18 protein-coding genes, 1 tRNA gene and 1 pseudogene are annotated in these 24,940 nt (G+C 71.5%); 7 read left to right on the top strand and 13 right to left on the bottom strand.

The genetic code is table 11. From position 1 onward, the window contains the following. Positions 1-276: 276 nt before the first annotated feature. Both IT347_07820 and IT347_07815 read left to right on the top strand, forming a co-directional pair. Positions 277-1,929: a DUF885 domain-containing protein gene (locus tag IT347_07820; GenBank protein ID MCC6349481.1), complete on the top strand. Its 1,653-nt coding sequence runs from the start codon at positions 277-279 to the stop codon at positions 1,927-1,929. Further along, positions 1,926-2,780, top strand: a complete 855-nt coding sequence (locus IT347_07815; protein ID MCC6349480.1) for an alpha/beta hydrolase — start codon at positions 1,926-1,928, stop codon at positions 2,778-2,780. Before IT347_07820 ends, IT347_07815 begins: the two co-directional genes overlap by 4 nt. Before the next feature lie 73 nt (positions 2,781-2,853). On the opposite strand, the gene IT347_07810 is transcribed toward IT347_07815, so the two are convergent. From IT347_07810 to IT347_07800, 3 genes are all read right to left on the bottom strand, one after another. After that, complete coding sequence (locus IT347_07810) at positions 2,854-4,230, bottom strand: hypothetical protein (protein ID MCC6349479.1); 1,377 nt, start codon at positions 4,228-4,230, stop codon at positions 2,854-2,856. 17 nt (positions 4,231-4,247) lie between these two features. Beyond that, entirely contained in the window at positions 4,248-5,549 is a 1,302-nt protein-coding gene (locus tag IT347_07805; GenBank protein MCC6349478.1) for an outer membrane protein transport protein, read from the bottom strand. A 64-nt stretch (positions 5,550-5,613) separates the two neighbouring features. Continuing rightward, positions 5,614-7,407 (bottom strand): long-chain fatty acid--CoA ligase, encoded by a 1,794-nt coding sequence (locus IT347_07800; protein ID MCC6349477.1) that lies wholly within the window; start codon positions 7,405-7,407, stop codon positions 5,614-5,616. 168 nt (positions 7,408-7,575) lie between these two features. Here IT347_07800 and IT347_07795 point away from each other — a divergent pair, with 168 nt between their 5' ends. The 4 genes from IT347_07795 (at position 7,576) to IT347_07780 (ending at position 13,024) form a co-directional block, all read left to right on the top strand. After that, positions 7,576-8,385 carry a hypothetical protein gene (locus IT347_07795; protein ID MCC6349476.1) on the top strand — a complete coding sequence of 270 codons (810 nt, stop codon included), beginning with the start codon at positions 7,576-7,578 and terminating at the stop codon, positions 8,383-8,385. Positions 8,386-8,413: 28 nt separating this feature from the next. Continuing rightward, complete coding sequence (locus IT347_07790) at positions 8,414-9,697, top strand: acetyl-CoA C-acyltransferase (GenBank protein ID MCC6349475.1); 1,284 nt, start codon at positions 8,414-8,416, stop codon at positions 9,695-9,697. Continuing rightward, entirely contained in the window at positions 9,694-11,829 is a 2,136-nt protein-coding gene (locus IT347_07785) for an enoyl-CoA hydratase/isomerase family protein (GenBank protein MCC6349474.1), read from the top strand. The genes IT347_07790 and IT347_07785 overlap by 4 nt, the downstream gene beginning before the upstream one ends. Positions 11,830-12,022: 193 nt before the next feature. Next, positions 12,023-13,024, top strand: a complete 1,002-nt coding sequence (locus IT347_07780) for a trypsin-like peptidase domain-containing protein (GenBank protein ID MCC6349473.1) — start codon at positions 12,023-12,025, stop codon at positions 13,022-13,024. A gap of 27 nt (positions 13,025-13,051) precedes the next feature. Here the strand turns inward: IT347_07780 and IT347_07775 are convergent, their stop codons facing one another. The 10 genes and pseudogenes from IT347_07775 to IT347_07730 all read right to left on the bottom strand — a co-directional run bounded on the left by IT347_07775 (position 13,052) and on the right by IT347_07730 (position 23,252). Then, a complete protein-coding gene (locus IT347_07775) occupies positions 13,052-13,510 on the bottom strand; it encodes a hypothetical protein (GenBank protein ID MCC6349472.1) in 459 nt (152 codons plus the stop codon). Positions 13,511-14,092: 582 nt separating this feature from the next. Continuing rightward, positions 14,093-16,672 (bottom strand): ATP-dependent zinc metalloprotease FtsH, encoded by a 2,580-nt coding sequence (gene ftsH, locus IT347_07770; GenBank protein MCC6349471.1) that lies wholly within the window; start codon positions 16,670-16,672, stop codon positions 14,093-14,095. Then, a pseudogene (locus IT347_07765) lies at positions 16,649-17,320 on the bottom strand (AAA family ATPase). Before IT347_07765 ends, ftsH begins: the two are co-directional and overlap by 24 nt. Before the next feature lie 157 nt (positions 17,321-17,477). Then, positions 17,478-18,032, bottom strand: coding sequence for a hypoxanthine phosphoribosyltransferase (gene hpt / locus IT347_07760; protein ID MCC6349470.1), 555 nt, complete (start codon positions 18,030-18,032; stop codon positions 17,478-17,480). A gap of 22 nt (positions 18,033-18,054) precedes the next feature. Next, positions 18,055-19,248 carry a tRNA lysidine(34) synthetase TilS gene (tilS, locus tag IT347_07755; GenBank protein ID MCC6349469.1) on the bottom strand — a complete coding sequence of 398 codons (1,194 nt, stop codon included), beginning with the start codon at positions 19,246-19,248 and terminating at the stop codon, positions 18,055-18,057. A 55-nt stretch (positions 19,249-19,303) separates the two neighbouring features. Then, positions 19,304-19,378, bottom strand: a tRNA-Met gene (locus IT347_07750). A gap of 137 nt (positions 19,379-19,515) precedes the next feature. After that, complete coding sequence (locus IT347_07745; protein ID MCC6349468.1) at positions 19,516-20,961, bottom strand: TM0106 family RecB-like putative nuclease; 1,446 nt, start codon at positions 20,959-20,961, stop codon at positions 19,516-19,518. A 59-nt stretch (positions 20,962-21,020) separates the two neighbouring features. Beyond that, complete coding sequence (locus IT347_07740) at positions 21,021-21,848, bottom strand: TIGR00159 family protein (protein MCC6349467.1); 828 nt, start codon at positions 21,846-21,848, stop codon at positions 21,021-21,023. 88 nt (positions 21,849-21,936) lie between these two features. Further along, complete coding sequence (gene folP, locus IT347_07735) at positions 21,937-22,725, bottom strand: dihydropteroate synthase (GenBank protein MCC6349466.1); 789 nt, start codon at positions 22,723-22,725, stop codon at positions 21,937-21,939. A gap of 50 nt (positions 22,726-22,775) precedes the next feature. Then, on the bottom strand, positions 22,776-23,252 hold the full coding sequence (locus IT347_07730) for a DinB family protein (GenBank protein MCC6349465.1): 477 nt from the start codon (positions 23,250-23,252) through the stop codon (positions 22,776-22,778). Positions 23,253-23,438: 186 nt separating this feature from the next. On the opposite strand from IT347_07730, the gene IT347_07725 reads away from it, so the two are divergent. Then, positions 23,439-24,890 (top strand): OmpA family protein, encoded by a 1,452-nt coding sequence (locus IT347_07725; protein ID MCC6349464.1) that lies wholly within the window; start codon positions 23,439-23,441, stop codon positions 24,888-24,890. Positions 24,891-24,940 lie beyond the last annotated feature (50 nt).

Genomic DNA, 24,940 nt, shown 5'->3' with positions numbered 1-24,940 from the left:
CCCGTGAAGCGCAAGGAGCAGGGCTGGCCAGCGACGCAGTCGTGTCGGTGACACGTCGAGGAAGCTGGCCAGCCCTGCGACGCAGCGATTCGCGGGCAGCCGGCACTTGCAGGCCATGGGCTCATGACTAGGTCGGGCTAGGAGATGGCCGCCGCCACGAGAACCTGAAGCTCCGTCCGCGATTCGCCGATAAGTAACGCGGGCCTCCGCGCTTCGGGCCGATTGGGCCCGGGTCAGGCGCGGAGGCCCGGCGGCATCGCACGGATAGGGAAATCCATGATCGAGACCCAGCGCGTCTTCACCTCGCTGAGTGAGGAGTTCGTCGAACTCTTCATGAAGCACCATCCCGTGGCCGCGACGCACGCGGGCATCCACGACTACGACCACCTCATGCCGGACGACTCGCCGGACGGCCTGAAGGAGCGATCGGCGTGGCTGCGCGACCTCGAGCAGCGCCTGGCCGCCTCGGTGCCGTGGGACGAGCTGACGCTCGAGTCGCGCGTGGACTACGCGCTGCTGCGCTCGCGGATCTCGGCCCTGCGCTCCGACCTCGAGGAAATAAAGGCGGCGCAGAAGCGGCCCGCGATCTACCTGATGCGCGCGTTCCAGGGCGTGCACCTGCTCCTGTCGCGCTCCTTCGCGCCGCTCGACGAGCGCAAGGAAGCGGCCGTCTCGCGCCTGATGGCGATTCCCGAATACCTCGAGTCCACGAAAGCCAACCTCGATCGCGTGCCGCCGGTGACGCTGCGCATCGCCCTGCAGATGGCGGCGCAGGGCCCCGGCTTCGTGGACGACGTCGTGCGCCAGCTGCTGCGACACTTTCCGGGGGAGGCGGAACGCCTCGAGCACGCCGGCAGCCGCGCGCGCACCGGTTTCCTGCGCTTTCACGACCACCTCGAGAAGGAACTGAAGCCGAAGGCGGAGGGCTCCTTCGCGGTCGGCGAGCGCTGGATGAACTACAAGCTCGAGCGCGAACACCTGCTGCCCTACACCTGCGCCGAGCTGGAGAAACTCGGCCGCGAGCACGTCGCCCACACGCTGGTGCTGCTCGAGGAGGAGGCCAGCCGGCTGGACCCCCGACAGACCTGGCGCGAGCTCGTCCGCGAAGGCATGGCGCGGGCGCCCGAGCCGAACTGGCTGCGCGAGGCGTATGTCGCCGAGATGGAGCGGGCGCGGCAATTCGTGGTGGACCGCCGCATCGCGCCCGTTCCGGTGGGCGCCCGGCTCGAAGTCGTGGACACGCCGGTGTTCGAGCGGGCGATGACGCCGTACTCCAGCTATCAGCCGCCCGCCCCGTTCGACGCGGACCAGACGGGCTTCTTCCATGTCACGCCGATTGATCTGCGCCGCGGCAAGGAGGAGCAGGCGCGGCAGCTCGCGGGTCACTGCTCGCCGATGCTGCCGATACTCGCCCTGCACGAAGGCTACCCCGGACATCACCTGCAGCAGTGTCACGCGAATCAGGCGCCGACGCGCCTGCGCCGCATCTGCCACAGCGAGGTGTTCTCGGAGGGCTGGGCCCTGTACTGCGAGGACCTCATGTGGGAACAGGGGTTCTTCACCTCCGACCCGCTGTCCCGGCTGTTCCAGCTGCGCACGACGCTGTGGCGGGCGCACCGGGTCGCCATTGACGCCGCGCTGCATGCCGGCCGCATGACCTACGAGGAGGCGGTCGCGATCCTGGTGGACGACGTGATGCTGGACCCAGAGACGGCCGCGAGCGAGGTGGACCGTTACGTGATGACTCCGACCGAGCCGCTCAGCTACCTGCTCGGCAAGCTGGCCATCGTCGAGCTGCTGAACGAGGCGCGCCGGCGGATGGGCCCGCTGTTCGACCTGCACGACTTCCACGGCGCGCTGCTCGCCAGCGGAACGATTCCGCCGGCGCTGGTCCGAGAGGAGCTGTGGGATCGGCTGAACGTCGCGTGAAACGCGTCCCGATCCTCGTGCTCGTCGCCCTTCTGTTCTCGGTCTGCCCGGCCGCGGCCGTCACCCCCGGGCGCGCGCACGCGCTGGACCCCGCGCGAACGGGACTGCCCTTCGAGACGGTCACCTTCACCTCCGCCGCCGACAGCGTGACGCTTTCGGGCTGGTGGTTCGACGGCCCCGCCGGCGCCCCGGTCGTGGTCTGCTGCCCGCGCGGGCGCGGAACGATGGCCGACCTGCTGCCGTCGGTGCGCGAGCTCTCCCGTCGCGGCTTCAGCGTGATGACCTTCGACTATCGCGACTTCGGTCCCGGCGGCCCGGGCGCCACCGACTCGCTGGCCAACCTGGTCTTCGCCTCGCGCTGGGTGCAGGACGCCGTGGGCGCGCTGCGCTTCGCGAAGGCGCGCTCCGGCGGACGGCCCGTGTTCGCCTGGGGCCAGGACGTCGGCTCGGCCGTGGCCGCCGCGGCCGCCGCCCGCGACTGGAAGGCGGTGGACGCGATCGCGATCGAGGGCCTGTTCCGCACCTCGCTCGAACAGGTCGAGGCCAACGGCACCGCCCAGATCCCGGGTGTCTCGCGGATGCACCGGCTGGCCGTGGACCCGCGCGACGAGCCCATCTCGTCGGTGCCCGCGCTGCGCGTGCCGCTGCTGATCGTGCTCGCCGGCAAGGACGCCGCGACGCCGCCCGCGACGACCCGGCGGATCGCGATGCGCAGCCTGTCCATCATCGACACCTGGACGATTCCCGCCGCGGGCCACGACGGCGCCGAGCTGACGCCCGGCTACTTCGACCGGCTCGCGGCCTGGTTCAAGCGCATCGCCTCGCTGCTGGCGGTTCCCGCGCACAAGTGAGCGGCCCGAGCGGCGAAACGCGAGGGGGACGAAGCCTCACGGCTTCGCCCCCCTCGCGCGTGAAGACGGTTCGTCAGGGCCGGCGCGGGAACAGCATGTCGAGCCCGGTGCCGAGTCCTTCGAGGCGCATGCCGCGCAGCGCGTCCTCGCCGGAGGCGGGCCGCACCGCCGACGACGTGAGCGTGGCGTACTTGGCGGCGTTCAGACGCGGAATCGTGGATCCCCATCCCGCGTTGACGGCGTCGATCATCGCGTTGCAGATGAGCGCGTGCGCGAGATCGTTGGGGTGGACTCCGTCGAGGCTGAAGAGTCCGCCGGTCACGAAGTCCGCCGTGTAGGTGGTCGCGCCGATCTTGTAACCGTTCGCGGCGATGTCGGCGAGCAGCCCGTTCAGGTCCACCTTCACCGTCCACGGCCGGTTGGCGACGATCGAATCGAGCGACGCGTTCATCGCCAGCACGGCGTTGCTGGTCGCGGTGCGTTCGGCGTCGTTGAGCACCTGGTAGTCCGCCAGCGGACGGCCGTTCCCGGGAGCGGCCGGGTTCAGATAGTTGTACGAGCCGACCGGGAAGCCGGTGCCAATGGCGAGCGAGTCGCCGGCCTTGAGTGTGACGAGGTCGGTGGGGCTCAGGGAGCCGTCGGGACCGATCAGCGCCACCGGCGTGCCGGTCCCCAGGTCGATCGTGGCGGGGGCGAACGTGGTGAAGAACGGAATGGCCGTCACGTCAGGCACGTTGGTGATCGCGACCTTCGCGTTCGGCAGCATCGCGTGGATGGTGGCGAGCGCGCCCAGCACCGAGGGCGTGAACGAGCCCAGCAGGGTCAGCGACGGGGCGGCGCCGGCGGTGGCCGTGCCCAGCACCTCGTTGGCTCCGAACTCGTAGCTGAGGAAGGTCGGCGCGCGACGCACGAGCTGCAGGACGCCGAGGCCGCGGTGCCGGTACACGATGTTGAAGAACGTGACGTCGGAATGGACGGCGGTGGGCCCGAAGCCGTAGTAGGTGCTGTCCACCACGTCCAGCGCCAGCTGCCCCGGGATCGCGAGGCTGTGGTAGTCGGTGCCCTGCGACATGTTGAGCGGAGCCCCGGAGGTGCGGCCGGCGTTGCTGATGATGAGCGGCGAGAGCGACTTGATTTCGAGCAGCGTCGGGATGCCGTCGTTGTTGATGGCGTCGAAGCTGAAATCGCCGGTGCCGTCGGACAGCACGCTGTGGCCCGTCTGGGCGGCGAACAGGGCGGGGAAGGCGCGCATCTGGTGGCGGTTCACCACGCCGCCCGACTGGTAGCCGGCCGAGATGCTCGTGCCCATGGCGGCGATGACCGAGAAGTCGGCCGAGCCGGCCGTCAGCGTCGGGCCGCTGATGGTGTCGATCTTCTGGCAGGGCCCTTCGCAGCCGGCGATCAGTGCCGCGACCGCGAGGACCGGAAGGATGCGGAGCGTGTTCTTCATGGGGTCATTCCTCCGGTTCACCAGCGGTAGGCGAGGCTGAGGCCCGTGGCGTTGGCGAACGCCTTGTAGGTTCCGTTGAAGCCGTCACGCTCCTGGCCTTCGGTGCTGCGCTTCTCGAAGAACAGGGCGAGGTAGTACCAGTCCAGGGTCCACTGTTTCGCGGTTCCGAGCTTGCGGCTGTAGCCGACCGTGACGCCGTGGCGGTTGGCGTCCGGCAGCAGCGGCGTCACCGACTCGGTCGGCGCGGCCGCCTGATCGAAGTAGTAGCCGAACCGGTAGGCGAACGTCGCGAGCTGGTGTTCGGCGCCGACGGACACGCGGAACTGGTCGTTGTATTCCTCGGGCACGGAGGTGTCGAGGGCGCTCTGCGAGGGGAACTGGATCACCAGCGAGTCGAACGCCGACCACTGCGTCCAGTTGAAGTCCGCCTCCCAAGTCCAGTCCTTCGTCGGATGCCACGCCGCGCCCACCGCCCAGAGCGCCGGGAAGTGCAGCGTCGTGTGCACGTCGTTCTGGTCGCCCGGAAGTCCGGCCGCGACCGCGGCGTCGAACGCCGGGTTGCCCGACAGGATCTGTTTGAAGGTCGCCTCGCCCTTCTTGATCTTCACGTCCACCTGGCTGCGGTACGAGAACCCGAAGCGCCAGTCGTCGTCCGGAATCCACAGCGACGAGAGGTTCCAGCCGTACCCGGGCTGGTTGCTGGCCTTGAGCTTCACGTCGGCGACGTTCACCTGCGCGCCGCCCCCGCCGGGAACGATCTCGCGGCGGATGCTGTTGAGCTCGACGCCGGCGAACATCGTGTTGAAGCCCGCGCCGAACGACAGGCGGTCGTTCGCCGACCAGGCGAGGTTGAGGCCTGCGTTCAGGCCCGTGAGGCTCGCCTTGGTCACGCGCTCGCGCCCGCTGAACTCGGACGGGTTCTTCCACGAAATGCCGAGGCCGAACGGCGCGTTGAAGCCCACGGCGTAAGCCCAGTTCTTCGTGAAATGGTTCGCCCAGTAGACCGTCGGCGGGAAAAAGTTGCCGGTCTCCATTTCCTCGCTCACCCCGAAGCCGGGGTAGGGATCCACGCCGGCGAAGCTGTTGTGGGTGTTGAGCCAGGTGCCGCCGAAGTAGGCCTCCCTGCCGTCGAGGCGGACGAGCGCCGCGGGGTTGTAGAAGGCGGCCGAGGCGTCGTGGACGGACGCCGTGTAGGCGCCGGCCATGCCGAGCGCGGCGGCGCCCTGCTCGTAGATGCCGTAGCCGGCGCCCCGCGCGAGGCCCGGGACCAGGCAGACCGCCGCGAGGGCGGCCGCGATCGCGATGCGGTGGAGTCTCATGAAGATCTTTCCTTCCGTTGGGGACTGCGGGAAACGCGCTCGTGCGGCGGGCGGGCCCCGAAGCTCAGGCGACGCCCGCGTACAGGGATTCGATCAGCTCGGCGAACTTCTGCGAGACGATCCGGCGGCGGACCTTGAGGGTCGGCGTCAGCTCGCCCGCCTCCTGGCTCAGGTCGCGGTCGAGAAGCGCGAACTTCTTGATCCTCTCGAACTGCGCGAGATCGGCGTTCACCTGGTCGATCTCGTGCTGGTAGACGGCGAGCACTTCCGGTCGCGCCAGCAACTCGCGGCGCGAAGCGAACGCCCAGCCACGCAGCTTCGCTTCCGACTCGAGCACCGCGAAGTTGGGCACGAGCAGACAGATGCAGTACGGGCGGCGGTCGCCGAGCATGACCGCTTCGGTGATCCACTTGACCGTCTTGAGCCGGCCCTCGAGCGGCTGCGGCGCGACCTTCTTGCCGCCGGCCGTCACCAGCAGGTCCTTGAGGCGGTCGGTGATGTACAGGTAGCCCTCGGCGTCGAGGTGGCCGACGTCGCCGGTGTGGAACCAGCCGTCGCGGATCGCCGCGCGGGTGGCTTCGTCGTTGCGGAAGTAGCCCAGCATGACGTGCGGCCCGCGCGTCAGGATCTCGCCTTCCTCGCCGATGCGGAGCTCGACGCCCGGGACCACCGGCCCCACGGAGGCCGGCCGCTCGCGCCCGGGCGGGTTCAGGCAGATGACCGGCGAGGTTTCGGTGAGCCCGTAGCCTTCGATGATCGGGATGCCGACCGCGAAGAAGAACTCCATGATCTTGGCGCCGAGGGGAGCGCCGCCCGAGATGCACATGCGCAGCCGCCCGCCCACGCGGGCGCGCACCTTGGCGCCCACCAGCCGATCGGCGATCCGCGCCTGCAGCGCGAACGGGCCGGAGGGCCTTCCGCCCGCGAAGCGCATGCGGGCGACGCGGGTTCCGGTGCGCAATCCCCAGAAGAAGATGTTCTTGCGCAGCGGAGGCTGGGCCAGGGCGTTCTCCATGACGCGCGCATAGACCTTTTCGTAGAAGCGCGGCACGCCGGTCAGGACCGTCGGGTGCACCTCCATCGCGTCCGCGGCGACGGTCTCGAGGCTCTGCGCGTAGGCGATGGTGACGCCGCCCTGGAGCATGGCGTACAGGCCGGCCATTCGCTCGAAGATGTGGCACAGCGGCAGGAAGCACAGGCTCGTGTCCGACGGATTCAGGTCCACGACCTTCAGGCACGCCTCGACGTTCGACGCGATGTTGTTGTGCGACAGCATCGCGCCCTTGGGGTCGCCGGTCGTGCCCGAAGTGTAGATGATGGTCGCGAGGTCGCCGGGCTGGATCGCGGCCGCGGAGGCGCGGAAAGCCCCGGGTTCGGCGGCGCGCCTGCGGCCGCCTTCGGCGACGAGGTCCGAAAACGCTCGCTCGCGGCCCGACGCCGGCGGCACGGGCTCCATGGGCACGATGACCTGCAGCGCGGGAAGCGACGCGGCCAGATGGTTCACCTTGTCGAACTGCGCCGGGGTCGAGACGATGCACACCTTCGCCTCGGCGTTCTCGAGAATGTACTGGACCTGATGGGCGGTGAGCGTCGGGTAGATCGGCACCGTCACGGCTCCGAGTCCGAGGATCGCCAGGTCGCTCACCGCCCACTCGTAGCGGTTCTCGGAGAGCAGCGCGACGCGGTCGCCCCGCCCGACTCCGAGCGAAGCGAGCCCCAGCGCCAGGCTCTCGATGTCGGCCACGGCCCTGCGCGCCGGGATGGACTCCCAGCCCGACGCCGTCTTGCGCATGAACTGCGCCGGCTTGTCGAGCCGATCGGCGGTTTCGAGGAAGATCCCGATGAGCGTTTTCGGCACGTGGTCCTCCTGCCCGCCTCGCGAATCGGCCTTCCCTGGGCCGTGGGTTCGCCATTGGTAGCACCGCTCTCCTGCGGGCGACAAGCACAGATTGACAATGCACGGACCCGGGTCGCAAGGTGCCCCGGCCCGGCGCATGACGCGCCGCCCGATCAGGAGGTGCTGGCGATGCTCCTTTCGACTACCTCGACCTCGCGGCGTCCGGACTTTCGCGCGCCGCTCGCGGCGCTCGCGGCGCTGCTGCTGGTGGCTTCAGGCCCGATCCGGCCGGTGGAAGCGAAGACGGCCGAGGAACTGCTCGCCGAGGGCGACCAGCAGTACGCGGCCGCGCACCTGCCCGAAGCGCGTTCCGCTTACGCCGCGGCCCTGCAGGAGGCGCCGGGCAGCTACGCGGCGCTCTGCCGGCTGTCGCGGGCCGAGTCCGAGCTGGGCGAGCTGCAGAAGGGCGACGAGCAGCGCGCCACGCGCGCGGCGTCCGTCGAGCATGCCCGGGCGGCGATCAAGGCCGCGCCCGACTCGGCGGGCGGCCACGTCTGGCTGGCGGTGGCGCTCGGCCGGCAGGCGCTGAGCGAAGGGCCGAAGACCCGGCTCGCGCTCTCGCGGGAGATCAAATCCGAAGTGGACCGCGCGCTGCAATTGGATCCCAACGTCGGGCGTGCCTGGCACGTGCTGGCGATGTGGAACCTCAAGATCGCGGGCCTCAGTGCGATCGAACGCATGGCGGCGAACCTGGTTCTCGGTGGCGTTCCCAAGGGCGCTTCCTTCGAGCAGGCCGAGCAGGACTTCCAGAAGGCGATCGCGCTCGAGCCCGACTACGTCAACCACCGTCTCGAATACGGCCGGCTGCTCAAGGATCGCGGCCGAAAAGCCGATGCGAAGCGGGAGCTGGAGAAGGCCGTGTCGTTGCCGCCCACGAGCAGCGCGCTGGACGCGCGCTACCAGGCGGAGGCGAGGGAACTGCTGGCGAAGCTCAGGTAGATCCGGCCGGGCGGAAGGGACGACGGGCATGAACGCGACGAGTGGCTGGATCCTGGGCGGGGTGCGAACGCCGTTCGCGAAGGCGGGCGGCGTTTTCCGCCGGGTGCCCGCCTACGAGCTCGGGCGCGTGGCCGTCGCCGAGGCCATCGCCCGCGCGGAGCTGGATCCGGCGCGGCTCGACGAGGTGATCCTCGGCAACTGCGCCATGCCGGCCGAATCCGCGAACTCCTCGCGCGTCGTCGCGCTGCGCGCCGGCGTGCCGGAGCGCGTGCCGGCGTTCACCGTGCACCGCAATTGCGCCTCCGGCATGGAGGCCGTCGCGAGCGCGCTCTACCGGATCGCCGCGGGTGACGCGAAGCTGGTCATGGCCGGCGGCATGGAGAACATGACCCGCATCCCGCTGAACTTCCCGCCGCAGTACGCCGAGTGGCTCGAGGGGCTGATGCGCGCGAAGACCCCGGTGCAGAAGCTCGGGCAGTTCGCCCGCTTCCGGCCGGCGATGCTGAAGCCGACGATCGCGCTCGCCGAAGGCCTCACCGATCTCGTGTGCGGGCTCAACATGGGCCAGACCGCCGAGGTGCTGGCGCGCGAGTTCCGCATCGGGCGCGAAGCGCAGGACGTCTATGCGCTGCGCAGCCACCAGCGCGCGATCGCCGGTCGCGAGGCGCTGCGCGAGGAGATCGTTCCGGTCTTCGCCGCCCCGAAGTACGAGCCGGTGCGCGACGACGTCGGGCCGCGCGAGGGGCAGACGCTCGCCTCGCTCGCCAGGCTCAAGCCCTACTTCGACCGCCGCAACGGCACGGTCACGGTCGGCAACGCCTGCCAGGTGACCGACGGGGCGGTGGCGCTGCTGATCGGCGACGAAGCGACGGCGCAGTCGTGGCCGGTGCCGCCGCTGGGCCGGGTGCGGTCGTTCGCGTTCGCGGGCCTGCAGCCGCAGCGCATGGGGCTGGGTCCCGTCTTCGCCTCGGCGAAGGCGCTCGAGAAGGCCGGGCTGTCGCTGGCCGACATGGAACTGTTCGAGATCAACGAGGCGTTCGCGGCCCAGGTGCTCGCCTGCCTGGCGGCGATGAAGTCCGACGAGTTCTCCAGGCGCGAGCTGGGCCGCGACCGCGCGCTCGGCGAGGTGCCGGAGGAGCGGCTCAACGTCAACGGCGGCGCGATCGCGCTGGGCCATCCGGTCGGCTCGAGCGGCGCGCGGCTCCTCCTGACGCTGCTGCTCGAGATGCGGCGGCGTGGCGCGAAGCTCGGACTCGCCTCGATGTGCGTCGGCGGCGGGCAGGGCGCGGCGTTCGTCCTGGAGCGCGCGTGAGCGGCGTCATCCGGGTGGACGCGCGGCCGGGCGGCATCGCGCACCTGGTCTTCGACGACCCGGCGCGCAAGCTCAACGTCCTGACCGTCGCGGCGATCGGCGAGCTCGAGGCGGCGCTCGGCGAGCTGGAGTCGCGCGCGGACCTCTCCGGGGTCGTGCTTCGCAGCGGAAAGGCGGGCTCGTTCATCGCCGGCGCGGATCTTGACGCGATCGGCTCGATCACCGACCCGGCCGAGGCGTCGGCCTTCGTCCGGCGGGCGCACTCCGCGTTCTCGCGCCTCGCGGCGCTGCGCGCACCCACGGTCGCGGCGATCGACGGCGCATGCCTGGGGGGCGGGCTCGAGATCGCGCTCGCCTGCGACTCGCGCGTCGCCGCCGAGGAACACTCGCAGATCGGACTGCCCGAGACGATGCTGGGCATCTTCCCGGCGTTCGGCGGAACGACGCGCCTGCCGCGGCTGATCGGGCTCTCGGCCGCCTGCGATCTGATCCTGACGGGACGCACGCTGGATGCGAAGCGGGCGGAAAAGCTCGGTCTGATCGCACGGTCGGTTCCGGCCGCGTGGTTGATCGAGGCCGCCGAACAGCGCATCGCCCTGCTCGCGGCGCGCCCGGGTCCCGCCCGGCGCGACCGCTGGCGGGCGAAGGGCTTCGTGCCGTGGGTGCTCGACGGGACGGCTCCGGGTCGTGCGCTCGTGCTGCGCCGGGCGCGCGCGGGCGTGATGGCGAAGACCGGCGGTCACTACCCGGCGCCGCTCGAGGCGATCGAACTGCTGCGGCGGGGCGCGGGCTCCACGGTCGAGGCGTCGCTCGCGCTCGAAGCCGGGGCGATCGGTCCCCTCGTCACCGGGGCCGTGTGCAAGAACCTGGTGCGCATCTTCCGGCTCTCGGAATCCGCCCGGCGTGCGAGCGTCGTCGCCGACGCGGGTCTCGAGCCCGCGCCCGTCGCGCGGCTCGCGCTCGCGGGCGCGGGCGTGATGGGCGGCGGCATCGCCGAGCTCGCGAGCCGACACGGAATCGAGGTCCGCCTGCGCGACGTGCGGCCGGAGTCGCTGCAGAAGGGCCTGCAGACGGTGCGCGCGGTGATGGACGAGCGCGGCCGCCGGCGGCGCACGCCGGCGCGCGAGAAGGACGGGCAGATGGCGCGCGTCCTGCCGACGCTCGATCTGTCGGGATTCACGCACGCCGACGCCGCGATCGAGGCGGTGGTCGAGGACCTCGACGTCAAGCGCCGGGTGTTCGGCGAGCTCGAGGTGCGCCTGCGGCCGGAGGCCCTGCTCGCCACGAACACCTCGTCGCTGAGCGTGGACGCGCTCGCCGACGGCCTGCGGCACCCGGAGCGCTTCGTGGGCTTTCACTTCTTCAACCCGGTCCACAAGATGCCCCTCGTCGAGGTGGTGCGCGGCAGCCGCACGTCGGACGCGGCGCTGGTCACCGCGGTCGCGCTCGCGCGCCGGCTCGGCAAGACGCCGATCGTCGTGCGCGACTCGCCCGGCTTCGTGGTCAACCGCATCCTGATGCCGTACCTGCGCGAGGCCATGCACCTGTTCGAGGAGGGCTTCGCGGTCGCCGACGTGGATGCCGCCATGCGGGCCTTCGGCATGCCCATGGGACCGTTCGAGGTGGTGGACGAAGTCGGCCTCGACGTCGCGCAGAAGGTCGCGGCCGTGCTCTCGGCCGCGTTTCCCGCGCGCATGCAACCGGCGCCCCTGCTCGAGACGCTGGTCGCCGCAGGGCGGCTCGGGCGCAAGAACGGCCGGGGCTTCTACCGGCACGAGGGCCGCCGGCGCACGCCGGACCCGGCCGTCCCGGGTCTGCTCGGCGTGCGCGGCTCCCGCAGGCCGCGCGACCTCGAGCCGCTCGCCGGGCGCATGGCGCTCTCGATGGCCAACGAAGGCGCGCGCTGCCTCGAGGAAGGCATCGTCGCCGATGCGGGCGCGGTGGATGTCGCGATGATCTATGGCGCCGGCTTCCCGCCCTTCCGGGGCGGCGTGCTGCGCTGGGCGGACGCCACAGGCCTGCCGCGCGTGGTCGAGCGCCTGCGCGCGCTGCGCGCCGACAAGGGCGGGCGGTTCGAGCCCTGCGCGCTGCTCGTGACGAAGGCCGAACGCGGCGAAACGTTCACGGGCTGACAGGTCCTGCCGCCCTTCGCGTTGTGCCCGGCGTCCGCGAGGCGTCACCGGAACCGACCGCCGCCGGCGGGCCTTTGCACGGCGTCCGGCCGCCCGCCGGAGCGGCGCGAATCCGATCCGTCGCCCGCGCGTCCAAGGAAGCCCGTGAACGCCCGAACCCGCGGCGAACGGGCCGACCCTCCGAAAGGACGCCATGCCCTCGTTCCATCCGCTCTCGCAGGACGACGCCTTCTCCGCGCCTTCGCCGCGATCCTCGCCGCCACCCGACGCGGCGCTGCTCGACGCCTACTCGGAGGCTGTCGCCGGCGCGGCCGAACTCGTCGCGCCGTCCGTGCTGCGCATTGATGCGCATCGCGGCAGGGAGCGGCAGGGCTCGGGCTCCGGCTTCGTGATCACGCCGGACGGCTTCGCGGTCACGAACAGCCACGTCGCGGGCGGTGCGAGCCGGCTCGAGGTCACGCTGGCCGACGGACGACACGCGACGGCGACGCTCGCGGGCGACGACCCCGACACCGACCTCGCGGTCATCCGCATCGCGGCGGACGGCCTCTCGCCCGCGACGCTCGGCCGGTCGGCGGACCTGCGCGTGGGCCAGCTGGCGATCGCCATCGGCAGCCCGTTCGGCTTTCACGGCTCGGTCACCGCGGGTGTCGTGAGCGCGCTCGGCCGCTCGCTGCGCGCCCAGTCGGGACGCCTGATCGACGACGTGCTGCAGACCGACGCGGCGCTCAACCCGGGCAACTCGGGCGGGCCGCTCGTCAACTCGCGCGGCGAGGTGATCGGCGTCAACACCGCGACCATCCTGCCCGCGCAGGGGCTGTGCTTCGCCATCGCGATCGACCTCGCTCGCTTCGTGGCGAGCACCCTGATGCGCGAAGGCCGCGTCACGCGCGCCTTCCTCGGCGTGGCCGGGCAGAACGCGCGCCTGCGGCGGCACCTGGTGCGCCGTCACGATCTCGCGTGCGAGTCCGGCGTGCTGGTGCTGGCCGTGGAGAAGGACAGCCCCGCGGAACGCGTCGGGCTGCGCGAGGGCGACATCGTCATCGGGCTCGCGAACGAACCCGTGGCGGGTGTGGACGACCTGCACCGGCTGCTCACCGCCGGACGCATCGGCGGGCCGACGGAACTCGAGGTGCTGCGCGGCGGCGAGCGACTGAGCCTGGTGATCACGCCGGCGCCGGCTCCCGGGCGCTGAGGCGCCCGGCCCTGCGCGTGGCCGCCGTCAGCGCGGCGGCATGGCCGCGGCGATGAACGCCATGAGGCGGAGCCGGAGGTGGTTCGCGAGCCAGTCGAGCCGCCAGACCAGCGAGGTCTCGCTGCCCCCCGCCGACCACCAGCGGTCGTGCCCGTGCAGGACGTGGCCGAGCCGGATCCGGCAGCCAGCCGGCATCGCCTGGTGCAACGACTCGATGAGCGGCAGGTCCTCGAGCTCGACCGGAACGGGCGAGCAGCCCAGTTCGCCGGTCAGGTAGTCCTGGCTGCGGCGCAGCGCGCAATAGCGGATGCCGCCCTCCTCGGGCGACCAGCGCACCCAGACGAGATTGCTCGTCGTGGCCCAGTGCGCGTCATGCGCGCGTGTCTCGCGGATGCGCGTGCGGATCGCCTCGGTGGCCAGCGCTCCGAACGAACGCCGGGGCTCCGGCGAAGCCTGCTTTCGCCGCTCCCGGCCGGCGTACGCCATGCGGTGCTCCCCAATCCCGGGGGAAGGGATCTCGGGCGGGACGCGAATGCGGCGTCGGGGGACCCGCGGCGGACGAACTTCGCGGACTCTATCGGCGCGCACTCGCGGCCGCGAGGACAATCTTGCGCGGTGAGGCCCTGAATGTGCGTCGTGCGCCATGTCGGAATTCACGGGCGCGCGCGTCGCCACGAGTTCGCGCGAAGGTCCGGCGCGAGGGCGACAGGACTCGCGGGCCGTCGGCGCGACGTCGCGGCATCGGGCGCCACGCATTCAGACGGCGGTTGGGATTCCGGCCCGCGCGCGAACCGTCGCCGGCATGAAATGCGAAACGGCGCCCGGGAGGTAGTCGGACGCCGTCTGCCTTGTCGCCGGGCCGGCTCTGCCTTCCGGCCCGCTTGCCTGGAAGCCTCCGCTGGCCTTGGATTCAGCGGGGTCACCCGCCCGCGGGCGGGTGACGCCAGTATTGACGCGCCGGCGGGACGAAAAGTTGCAACGCGACCGACAAGTATTGATCGCGGTCCGGTCATGAACACGGGGCCCGGCGGATTCTCCCCGCCGGGCCCCGCGATTGCCGCGTTCGTGTCAGGCGCCTGCCGGATTCGCCGCGGGTCCGCCGAAGGCGTCCAGCTGTTGCCCGCCGTCGCCGCTGGCCGGAGCGGGCGTTTCGATCGGGGCCTCGGCGCTCGGGCCACCGTCGTTGCGCGGCAGGGGTTCGAGCTTCTCGCCGCGCAGCACCCGGTCCATCTCGTCGCCGTCGAGCGTCTCGCGCTCGAGCAGGGTGTTGGCGAGCAGGTGCAGCTTGTCGAGGTTCTCGCGAAGCAGCTTGAGCGCCATCTGGTCGGCCTTCTCGACGATCTCGCGAACTTCCTGGTCAATCAGCACCGCGGTCTGCTCGCTGTAGTCCTTGTGGGTGCTCAGCTCGCGGCCGAGGAAGATCATCTCGTCCTTCTTGCCGAAGGTGAGCGGTCCGAGCTTGTCGCTCATGCCGAAGCGCGTGACCATGCTGCGGGCGATGTTCGTGGCCTGCTCAAGGTCGTTCGCGGCGCCCGTCGTGAGGTGCTCGAAGACGAGCCGCTCGGCGGCGCGGCCGCCCATGGCGTGGCAGAGCCGGTCCTCGAGCTGCTTCTTCGAGTGGTTGTGGCGTTCCTCCTGCGGCGTGTAGAACGTCACCCCCAGCGCGCGGCCACGCGGAATGATCGTCACCTTCGTGACCGGGTCGCTGCCCGGCAGCAGCCAGGCGACCAGCGCGTGCCCGGCTTCGTGGTACGCGGTGGTCTTGCGCTCCTGCTCGGTCATCACCAGGCTGCGGCGTTCGGCGCCCATCATCACCTTGTCCTTGGCGTCCTCGAAGTCGCGGTCGCTGACCTTCTTGTGGTTGCGCCGCGCCGCGAGCAGGGCCGCCTCGTTGACGATGTTCGCCAGCTCGGCGCCGGCCATGCCGGGGGTCGAGCGCGCGATAGACTTGAGATCCACGTCCTCGGCGAGCGGAATCTTGCGCGTGTGCACCTTGAGGATGCCCTCGCGGCCGCGCACGTCCGGCCAGTCCACGACGATCTGCCGGTCGAAGCGCCCCGGGCGCAGCAGCGCCGGGTCGAGCACGTCGGGCCGGTTCGTGGCCGCGACCATGATGACGCCCTCGTTCGACTCGAAGCCGTCCATCTCGACGAGCAGCTGGTTCAGCGTCTGCTCGCGCTCGTCGTGTCCGCCGCCCAGGCCCGCGCCGCGGTGCCGGCCGACGGCGTCGATCTCGTCCACGAACACGATGCAGGGCGCGTTGCGCTTCGCCTGCTCGAAGAGGTCGCGCACGCGGCTGTTGTGCAGCAGCACCGGCTTCTCGCCGCCGAAGAACGCTTCGTTGTCGCAACCGCACAGGTCGTAAACGTAGCCGTCGAACGGCTGCTTCGTCACGCGGTGCACGATTGCGCGCTTGCCCTGGCGCGCGCGGTCGCGCACCAGCCAGTGGCTGGTCCTGCCGATGATCAGGTTCCACGCGGTGGTGGCGGGCAGCGGCTTCGACTTGACGATGCGGCCCTCCGCCATGCGCAGCTCGCGCACGCCGGTCGGAATTCCATGCATCGCGCACAACCACGTCATTTCGCGGACGAGTTGGCGGCTCACCGACGTAATCGAGAGCTTGCCCTGCCTCGAGACGTATCCGTCCCCCAGGGCCCAGCCGGTGAGGTACGCCTCGAAGTGCGCGACAGGGAGGTCCCAGAGCATCTCGGGCACGTGCTTCCCGTGGGTGCCGGTGCCGCACAGACGGGAGAAGAAGCGCCCGAGCGTGGCCGAGTGCACGATGATCCTCGTGCTGTTGTCGGGCGACGCGACGAGCCTGGCCTCGACGCCGAAGATGGACTTGAGCAGGCCGGCCACCTCGGAGTGCAGGTCGCTCTCGTGAGAGCCGAAGGTGAATTCGACGCAGCCGTTGTCCCTGCCCTCGGCCGTGTAGAACCCGAGGAGCTTGAGGAGCGCCGGCGTCACTTCGACGCGATCCGGCAGCTCGCGAGCCACGCCGGCCAGCGCGCGCGGCACGTGCACCCCGCGCTGCCAGTTGCTGACCGTCATCTGGGAGACGCCGAGCGCTGAAGCGACGCTCGTCTGGCTCTCGACGCCGGCACTCGCCAGCGCCAGCTCGTAGCGGGCCTCTTCGACCGACACGTCCTCGCGTACGTCGAGCCAGCGCGGTGCGGCATCGCCGAAGGCGTGCGTCCGCGTCGAGTGCGGGGTGGGGTGGCCGGTGCGGAATTCTCCGCGGACCTTGAGCGGCAGCTGGACGAGCACGTCGCCCGCCTTCAGCTCGCGCGCCTCGACGGCCTTGATGCCGTCCCGCGTCCGCACGAACACGCTGTGATCGCCGGTGGTGCGCATCCTCCCGCCCAGGTACTCGATTTCGTAGATCTCGTTCACGCGATGGCGCAGCACCGCCTCCGCGCGCTTCCACGCGCTGCCCTGGACGAACGTCTTGGACGAGCCCTTGAACTTCGACTCGAGCTCCTCGAAGCCGAGCGTCTCGAGCCCGTGGACCGGGACGAGGTGCCCTTCCTGGGTGCCCTCATAGAACGCGTCCACGAACTCTCCGATGGGCACGAGCTGCGTCCGGCCTTCATGGCGCACGACGATTGGCGTGTCGCCCGTCACCGAAGCACCGACGCCGACGAACATCTCGACGAAGTCCGAGCCGCTCATCGAGAAGAACGGCACGCCCGCCTCGCCGGCGACGGCGCGCGCGAGCAGCGTCTTGCCCGAGCCCGGAGGCCCGAGCAGCAGGGCGCCCTTCGGAATCCGGCCGCCGAGCCGCTGGAACTTCTGCGGCTCCTTGAGGAACTCGATGATCTCCTGCAGCTCCTGCTTGGCTTCGTCGCAGCCGGCGACGTCCTTGAACGTCACCTTGGGCTGCTGGTCGAGCAGCACGCGCGCCTTGCTCTTGCCGAAGCGCAGCGCGGCCGAGCCGCCGCCCTGCATCTGGCGGAGCACGAACATCCACGCGACCAGGAACAGCACCAGCGGCAGCCAGCTGAACAGCATGTTCAGCCAGTCCACACCGGGCGCGTTGACCGCCACGCGGGCTCCCGAAGCCTCGACCTTGTCGGCGAGGGTCGCGCCATCGCCGAGGAAGTTCGTCTTGAACGACTTCACGGTGACGTCGCGGCCGCCCACCTTCTGCGTGATGCTGGACTTGAATTCGCCGGTCAGCGTGCGCGTCTGCTCGGCGAAGTTGGCGCTCTCGACGTTGCTCTTGCCCAGCTCCTGCATGAACGCCGTGTACGGGATGTCCACCCGCTGCGTGGCGAGCAGGTTGCCGGAGTACATCTTGTAGGCGACGAGGGCGAGCAGGATGACCAGCCCCCAGAACGCCATGGTGCGGAACGGCTGTCCCGCGGGCGGTGTGGACTGCGGCCCGCGCGAACCGCCGCGGTTGGGGCGGCGGCCTTCGTCGTCGCTGTCCCTGCGGAAGCTCGTCACGTCGTCATGCCTCCTCGATCACGCCCACGTAGGGCAGATTGCGATATTTTTCGTCGGCGTCCATGCCGTAGCCGATCACGAACTCGGAACCGATGGTCCAGCCCTTGTAGTGGACGGGCACGGGAACCTTCCGGCAGGGCGCCTTGTCCATCAGCGTCGCCACTTTGATGCTGGCCGCACCGCGGGATTTGAGCAGATCCAGGATGAACGAGACGCTCAGGCCGGAATCCACGACTCCTTCACACAGCACGACGTGACGATCCCGGATGTCCGAGCGCAGGTCCATGATCAGCTTCACGGTGCCGCTCGAGGTGGTGCCGTGGCCGTACGAGGCCACGGCGAGAAAGTCCATCTCGAGGTCCTCGAGCGGCGTGGCCCGGGCCAGGTCGCACTGGAACATGCAGGCGCCCTTGAGGACGCCCACGAACAGCGGGTGCCTGCCCTGATAGTCGCGCGCGAGTTCGACACCCATCTCGCGGACGCGGGCGTGAATCTGCTCGGCACTGAAAAGGACTTTCAGGCGCGGCTCGGTCTGCACGGCTCGGGGCTCGTCGTTCATGGCGCTCCACTCGGGACGAGGATCATCGGGGCGGGGCGGTCGTTCGGCTGGAATGGCGGGTCGCGATCTTCGTGCGCGGGCCCTTCCCGGAAGCTCCGGTGCGCGCGCGCCGTGGGGACTCGCGCCGCAGTCTAGCATCGCCGCGACCCGGCGGCCCGCCGGCCCGAAGGTGGCGGTTCGAGGCCGGCGCTCCGGCCTGCAGCGACAGCTTTTCGTGCGCCAGGATCGCGCACGCACCACCCGGCAGGGACAGTTCGGCCCGCCGGCGGCCCGAGGCCAGCAGCGCATCGAGCGCCTCGCGGTGTCGTCGCGGCAGCCCGCTCGAGCCGGGGGCCGCCTCGCGCCAGAGCCGGGCGAGCAGCGCCTGCCGCAGCGCCGCCGGCCGCTTCGCCCAGCCCCGCGCATCGAGCGACGCCGGCGATCGCTCCTCGTTCCGGGCGAGCACGCGGTTCGCCATCCGCCCGACGAGCCGGTCCGCCGCCCGGGCGTCGGCCGCCGCGCCGGCGACGCGCCGCGCCAGCGCCGCGCGGGCTTCGTCCGCGCGCGCCGGGGTCGTCGCCCGCGCCGGCGCGTTCGCCGCGAGCAGCGCCGGCACGGCGGCCAGCCGCACGCGGTTGCGCAGCCACAGTCGCGTTTCGTTGCTCGAGTCCTCGCGCCAGGCCAGCGAGTTCGCGCGCAGGTCGCGTTCGATGTCGAGGCGGGTCGCGCCGAGCAGCGGCTTGATCCACGCCCCGTGCCGTTCGCGCATTCCCCCGAGCCCGGCGAGGCCCGTGCCGCGCGCGAGGCGCATCAGCACGGTCTCGAGCTGGTCGTCGGCCGTGTGCGCGGTCGCGATCGCGATCGCGCCCGCACGCCGCGCGGCGGCGAGCAGGAAGCGCCGCCGCAGCAGCCGCAGGCCGTCCTCGCCGGTGAGCCCCGCGCGCCGCATGCGCAGGCGGCAGTCCCAGCGGGCGGCCTGAAGCGGAATGCCGAGTCGCGCGCACAGCGCGCGCACGAACTCGAGGTCTCCGTCGGCCTCCGCGCCGCGCAGGCCGTGGTGCAGGTGCGCCGCCGCGAGCTCGAGTCCGAACTCGCGCGCGATCGAGGACAGCGCGACCAGCGACGCCGTCGAGTCCGCGCCGCCGCTCACGGCCACGAGCAGCCGGCTTCCCTCGGGCAGGCGGCAGGGTCCGCGCAGGGCCCGGCGGAGGATCGGCTCGATCCGGCGGAGGCGCATCAGCCCCTCGGTGGATGGGCGCGGGGGCGGCCGCGCCGGCCATCGTGGTGGAGGTTGGTGCCAGGGGGGAGAGTTGAACTCCCGACCAAGGGCTTATGAGTCCCCTGCTCTACCACTGAGCTACCCTGGCACGTGGATCGGGGGCGGCGGACGGGTGCTCGCCTGCGGACGCGGCGCAGCCGCCACAAGGACTTGCCGGCTCGCGGCGACCCGAGGGCCTCCCCGCGTCCGGCGGACCCGGGAAGCTAGGCAAGCCCTCCGGGGCTGTCAAGCATCGGGCCTTCCCCTGGGCCGCTCCCGCGGCGCGTTCGGCGGACCGTTTTCGCGCAGCCAGCGCCACACCGCGCGCATGGCCCAGAGGTCGTCCGCGTTGTACTCGCAGACTTCGGCCAGGAGCTTCCCGCGCTCGGCCTCGCTCCCCGCCTGCCGGGCATGGTGCCAGCGGGCGAGCGACCACTCCGAGCCCGCCTCGGGGTTGCGCCACTCGAAGCCCATCCACGGTGCGACGTGCTTGATCGAGTAGGACCGCAGCGGCAGCCGCACGCTCCGGTCGAGTTCGCGCTTGAGATCGAAGCACGCCGCGAGCAGCCGCTCGGCGAGTCCGGCGGGCGCGCCGAGCCGCTCGGCGTAGCGGCGGATCCACAGCGGCTCCGAGGCGTCCCAATGCAGCCAGCGGCCGTCCGGATGCCGCGCGAGCAACTCGCCCGCGCGCGCGAGGAACGCGCGCCAGGCTCGAGCGTCGCCTTCGGGCCCCGCGCCGGCGAGCAGCGCCTCGGCGTGCGGCTCGTTCACGCCGTCGTCGAGCCCGAGACCCCAGAGGTAGATCGGCGTCTCGCCTTCCTCGCCCTGCGCGTCGCCCTCGACGTCGAAGAACACGACCGGCGGGCCGGGCAGGCGCGGCGCCTGCAGCCACTCGGCCCGGTCGTCCCGCCAGGCGCCCGCGACGCGCACGGCGCGTTCGGCGGCCGCGCGCGCGGGGCCCTTCGCAAGCCGCGCGGGATCGAGCGAGGCGAGCTGCTCGATCGTGCGCACGCCGAGCGCGTGATAGTCGTGCACGTGGGCCGGCTGGACCTCGGGCAGGAGCTCGATGCGGCGCTCGCGCTCGGCCCGATCCCAGCAGTGCGCGTAGAACATGCAGCGCCGGCAGGTCGAGTGCGCGAGCAGCAGATCGGGCTCGGCCTCGCTCGCGAGCACGCCCTCGGCGGCGCGCACGATCCGCTCATACTCGTCGGGCGGCAGGGGCTCGAGGACCGCGACCGAGCCGTCGCCACCTTCGACCTCGAAGCGGACGGGCTCGATCCCGGCCGCCGCGCCGATCACGTGCGCGAGGTGGGCCATCTGCAGCGCCAGGTCGGCGCGCTGTCCCGGCCGCAGCGCCAGGCGTGCCTCGCGCACGACCAGCGAGTCCGCCTCCCACCACAGGAAATCGGGCTGTGCCGAACGGCGGCCGTCGGGCGTGAGCAGCGCCGCCTGCCACAGCGGCCGCCGGGTCTCGAGCAACAGGCGCAGCGACTCTCCGGCGGCTTCGGCGAACGGCCGGTCGCGGCGCCAGATCGGGCCCTCGAGATCCGCGAAGCGTCCGGCGATCGCGCGCTCGTGCTCGTCGCCGCGCTCGCGCAGGACGCGACCGTGCTCGGTGACCGGCGAGGCCTCCTGCGGATGGTGCTGGCGCAGCCACAGCCGGCGCTCGCAGCCGCGCGCGGAGGCCAGCACCTGCGCGGTGATGCGGGGCGGACGGCGCGCGCCCTCGCCCGGAGTCGGAGCGGGCGCGTTCAGCCCGCGGCCTTCTCCGCGCCGGTCGTCGTGGCGGCCGTGCCGGATTCCGGGGCGGCCGCCGGCTCGTCCTCGGGCCGCAGCCGGAAGATGCGCGACAGCTCGCTGCGCAGCTGGCCCTCGTTGAGGCGCTGGTAAAGCACCCCGCGGTAGGCGACCGAGATGCTGCCGGACTGCTCGCTCACGACGATGATCGCCGCGTCGGTCTCCTCGGACAGACCGATGGCGGCGCGGTGGCGCGTGCCGAGCGAGATGGCGGTGAGCGGGTTCGCCGACAACGGCAGGATGCACGACGCGGCGACGATGGACTCCTCGCGGATGATGACGGCGCCGTCGTGCAGGGGCGAGCCGGGGCTGAAGATCGTCACCAGCAGCTCGGCCGTGACCCGCGCGTCAATGCGGGTGCCGGTCTCGACGAAGTTGCGCAGCCCGACGTTGCGCTCCATCACGAGGAGCGCGCCGTGACGGCGCTGCGCGAGGTTCTCGACCGCCCGCACGACCTCGCCGAGCACGCCGAAACCGTCGCCGCGCAGGAACGAGCGGAAGTAGCGCGTGCGCCCGAACTGCGCGAGCGCATGCCGCAGCTCGGGCTGGAACAGGATGACGAAGGCGATGACCCAGACCGTCTTGAGGCTGTCCACGATCCAGCGCACGGCGAGCAGGTCGAAGTAGCGTGCGACGATCCCGACGACCACGAGGAACGCGAGGCCGACGAGCATCTGCGCGCTGCGCGTGCCGCGCACGAGCGTGAGCAGGCGGTAGAAGAGCGCCGCGACGATGAGGATGTCCACGACACCCTTGATCCCGAGCAGGCTGGTGGGGTTCATGCGGTCCGAACGTTATCAGATGGGTTTGCCCCGCGGGGAGCGGATCGTGCGCCGCGCGCGCCGGAACGAGGCGGCCGACCCCTGCGCGTCAGCGGCCGCGGGCGGCGCGCGCCGCCTCGGCGACCTTCACGACGCGGACGGTCTCGGCGACGTCATGGGCGCGCACCACGCGGGCGCCGAGGAAGACCGCGAGCGCGGCGGCCGCGAGGCTGGCCTCGAGCCGGCGGTCGGCCGGAGCGTCGCCGAGCAGCCGGGCGAGGAAGCTCTTGCGCGAGGCGCCGACCAGCAGCGGCCGGCCGAGCGCGGCGAGGTCGTCGCCGCGCGCCAGCAGCCGCAGGCTCTGCGCGGCCGACTTGCCGAAGCCGATGCCGGGGTCGAGGGCGATCCGCTCGGCGTCGATCCCGGCGGCGGCCGCGACCGCCATGCGCCGCTTCAGGTGCGCGCCGACCTCGGCGACCACGTCGTCGTAGCGCAGGTCGGTCTGCATGGTCGCCGGGGTGCCGCGCATGTGCATCAGCACGAGCCCCGCCCCGCCGGGGGCGACGACGCCGGCCATGGCCGGGTCGCCGAGCGCGCTGACGTCGTTGACGACGTGGACGCCCCATTCCAGCGCGCGCGCGGCGACGGCGGCGCTGCGTGTGTCCACCGACAGCACCACGCCCGGCTCGCGGACGAGCGCCGCGACCACCGGCTCGAGCCGGCGGAGCTGCTCGTCGGCCGGAACCTCCGCCGCGCCCGGCCGGGTGCTCTCGGCGCCCAGGTCGAGCAGGTCCGCACCCTGGGCGAGCAATTCGCGGCCGCGGGCGATCGCCGCCTCCGGGTCCAGGTAGCGGCCGCCATCCGAGAACGAATCGGGCGTGACGTTGAGCACCCCCATCACGAGCGTGCGCGCCGAAAGGTCGAACGTGGCGCCGCGGCAGCGCCAGATCACGCGCCCAGCACCTCGCGCAGGCGCCGGATCTGGGCGGCGTGGCCGTGTGCGTGTTCGGCGTAGATCTCGAGCCAGCGTTCGGCGTGGTAGGAGCCGGATTCGGTGTGCCAGCCGAGGTGGCGCCACTCGTCCTCGGTCATCGTCTCGAGGAGTTGCGCCGTCGTCTCGCGCGCGGCCTTGAACATCGCCAGCGAAGGCGCGAGCGGGCGCTCCTGGTAGCGGAGCCGGCGCGCCCATTCGGCCTGATCGTATCCCTGGATCACCGGGTGCGGCTCGGCCAGCAGCCGGCGCAGGCGGAGCGCGCTGGCGGACTCGCTGTCGGCCAGGTGATGGACGATTTCGGCCGCGCTCCACTTGTCCGCGATCGGCCGGGCCGTCAGCGCCTGCTGCGGAAAGCCGTCGAGCGCCCGGGAGACTTCGTCGTAGCCGTCCCGGTAGCGCCGGATCAGCGCCCGGCGTTCGGCGGTCGTCATCGGGAGGGCCTCCTCGGTCGAAGATCGGGCGCGGTTCCGGAGCTTTGACCCGCCGGGGGCCGGATGCTAACACTTACCGGCCTTTTTCCAGCGTCCGGCCGCCTGAACGCGCGGCCGTGCCGCGTTCCCGCCGCTCCCCGCGGCAGCGCAAGTGTTTCCCGGATCGGGTTCGGAGGTTTCGCTCGCATGGCCTGCTGGAAGCGTCTGCTGTCGTGCGCCGCGCTCGGCGCGCTCTTCGCCCTGCCCGCGCAGGCCCAGATCGGCGGGCGCCCGATCGAGGCCCACGCCGGCGCCGGCATCTCGAGCTTCGACGCGCGTGATTTCATCAAGGACAGCCCGATCTACACCGGCTCGCTCGGCTGGCGCTGGATGAACCACCTGTCGCTCGAAGGCTCGTTCACGGGCGTCAAGACGCGGCTCGACCGGCCCGGGGACATCGAGCACGAGTGGTCGTACGCGGCGCTCGACGCGCGCTGGAACCTGCGCGATCCCGGCGAGCGGGCGACGCCCTACCTGCTCACGGGCTTCGGACTGGGCCGCTCGCTCAACGCGATCGAGGGCGTGCACCGCATGGGAACACCCAGCATCGGCGCGGGCTTCCTCTACGACGCCCTCGGCAGCTCGCGCACCTACCTGCGCCTGCAGGTCCGCGACATCCTGTTCCGCGAGAAGGGCGCGCTCGAGAGCAGTCACCACCTCGCCGTGACGGCCGGACTGCAGTTCACGCTCGGCGGCCGCCCGAAGGATCAGGACCTCGACGGCGTCCGTAACTGGCTGGACAAGTGCCCCGACACGCCGATCGGCGCGAAGGTGGACGCCTCCGGCTGTCCGCTGGATTCCGACAAGGACGGCGTCTACGACGGCCTCGATAAGTGCGAGGGCACGCCGGCCGGCTGCAAGGTCGGCAAGGACGGCTGCATCGTGGACACCGACGGCGACGGCGTGTGCGACGGCCTCGATCAGTGCGAGGCCACGCCGCAGGGCGCGAAGGTGGATGCGAAGGGCTGCCCGCTCGACAGCGACGGCGACGGCGTCTTCGACGGTCTCGACCGGTGCGAGAACACGCCGAAGGGCTGCCAGGTGGATTCGACCGGCTGCGTCGTGGACACGGACAAGGACGGCGTCTGCGACGGGCTCGACCAGTGCCCGAACACGCCGGCCGACCTCAAGGTGGACCCGAACGGCTGCCCGATCGAGGTGAGCGAGCGCGAAACGGAACTGCTCGACACCGGCACGATCAGCCTGCAGGACGTCAACTTCGACGTCGGCAAGGCGACGATCAAGGCCGAGAGCGACTCGGTGCTGTCCGACCTCGCCAGGATCCTGCTGCAGTACCCGACGCTGACGATCGAGATCGGCGGCCACACCGACAACTCGGGCAGCCTGGCGAAGAACATGACGCTCTCCGATGCCCGCGCGAAGGCCGTGCTCGCGTGGCTGACGTCCCGCTACCCGGCGCTCGACGCCTCGAAGTACACGGTGAAGGGCTACGGTCCGACGCAGCCGGTGGCCTCGAACAGCACCGCGCTCGGCCGCGCGAAGAACCGCCGGGTCGAGTTCAAGGTGACCAACACCGAGGCGCTCAAGATCGAGCGCGAGAAGCGCGGGTTCCTGAAGAAGGACGGCTCCCAACCGTAACCATCCAGGGTGGATTGAACGACGTGCCGCCAACGCGTGGCCGGGCACCC

It is taken from the genome of Candidatus Eisenbacteria bacterium (genome assembly GCA_020847735.1).
Taxonomy (GTDB): domain Bacteria; phylum Eisenbacteria; class RBG-16-71-46; order RBG-16-71-46; family RBG-16-71-46; genus CAIXRL01.
Note: the sequence above shows the minus strand (reverse complement) of the source record. Positions and strands in the feature narration are given on the sequence as shown.

Coding starts and splice junctions, on each gene's coding strand:
- IT347_07820 (MCC6349481.1), top strand. CDS start 277: ATGATCGAGACCCAGCGCGTCTTCACCTCGCTGAGTGAGGAGTTCGTC.
- IT347_07810 (MCC6349479.1), bottom strand. CDS start 4,230: ATGAAGAACACGCTCCGCATCCTTCCGGTCCTCGCGGTCGCGGCACTG.
- IT347_07805 (MCC6349478.1), bottom strand. CDS start 5,549: ATGAGACTCCACCGCATCGCGATCGCGGCCGCCCTCGCGGCGGTCTGC.
- IT347_07795 (MCC6349476.1), top strand. CDS start 7,576: ATGCTCCTTTCGACTACCTCGACCTCGCGGCGTCCGGACTTTCGCGCG.
- IT347_07790 (MCC6349475.1), top strand. CDS start 8,414: ATGAACGCGACGAGTGGCTGGATCCTGGGCGGGGTGCGAACGCCGTTC.
- IT347_07780 (MCC6349473.1), top strand. CDS start 12,023: ATGCCCTCGTTCCATCCGCTCTCGCAGGACGACGCCTTCTCCGCGCCT.
- IT347_07775 (MCC6349472.1), bottom strand. CDS start 13,510: ATGGCGTACGCCGGCCGGGAGCGGCGAAAGCAGGCTTCGCCGGAGCCC.
- ftsH (MCC6349471.1), bottom strand. CDS start 16,672: ATGTTCGTCGGCGTCGGTGCTTCGGTGACGGGCGACACGCCAATCGTC.
- hpt (MCC6349470.1), bottom strand. CDS start 18,032: ATGAACGACGAGCCCCGAGCCGTGCAGACCGAGCCGCGCCTGAAAGTC.
- tilS (MCC6349469.1), bottom strand. CDS start 19,248: ATGCGCCTCCGCCGGATCGAGCCGATCCTCCGCCGGGCCCTGCGCGGA.
- IT347_07740 (MCC6349467.1), bottom strand. CDS start 21,848: ATGAACCCCACCAGCCTGCTCGGGATCAAGGGTGTCGTGGACATCCTC.
- folP (MCC6349466.1), bottom strand. CDS start 22,725: ATGGGGGTGCTCAACGTCACGCCCGATTCGTTCTCGGATGGCGGCCGC.
- IT347_07730 (MCC6349465.1), bottom strand. CDS start 23,252: ATGACGACCGCCGAACGCCGGGCGCTGATCCGGCGCTACCGGGACGGC.
- IT347_07725 (MCC6349464.1), top strand. CDS start 23,439: ATGGCCTGCTGGAAGCGTCTGCTGTCGTGCGCCGCGCTCGGCGCGCTC.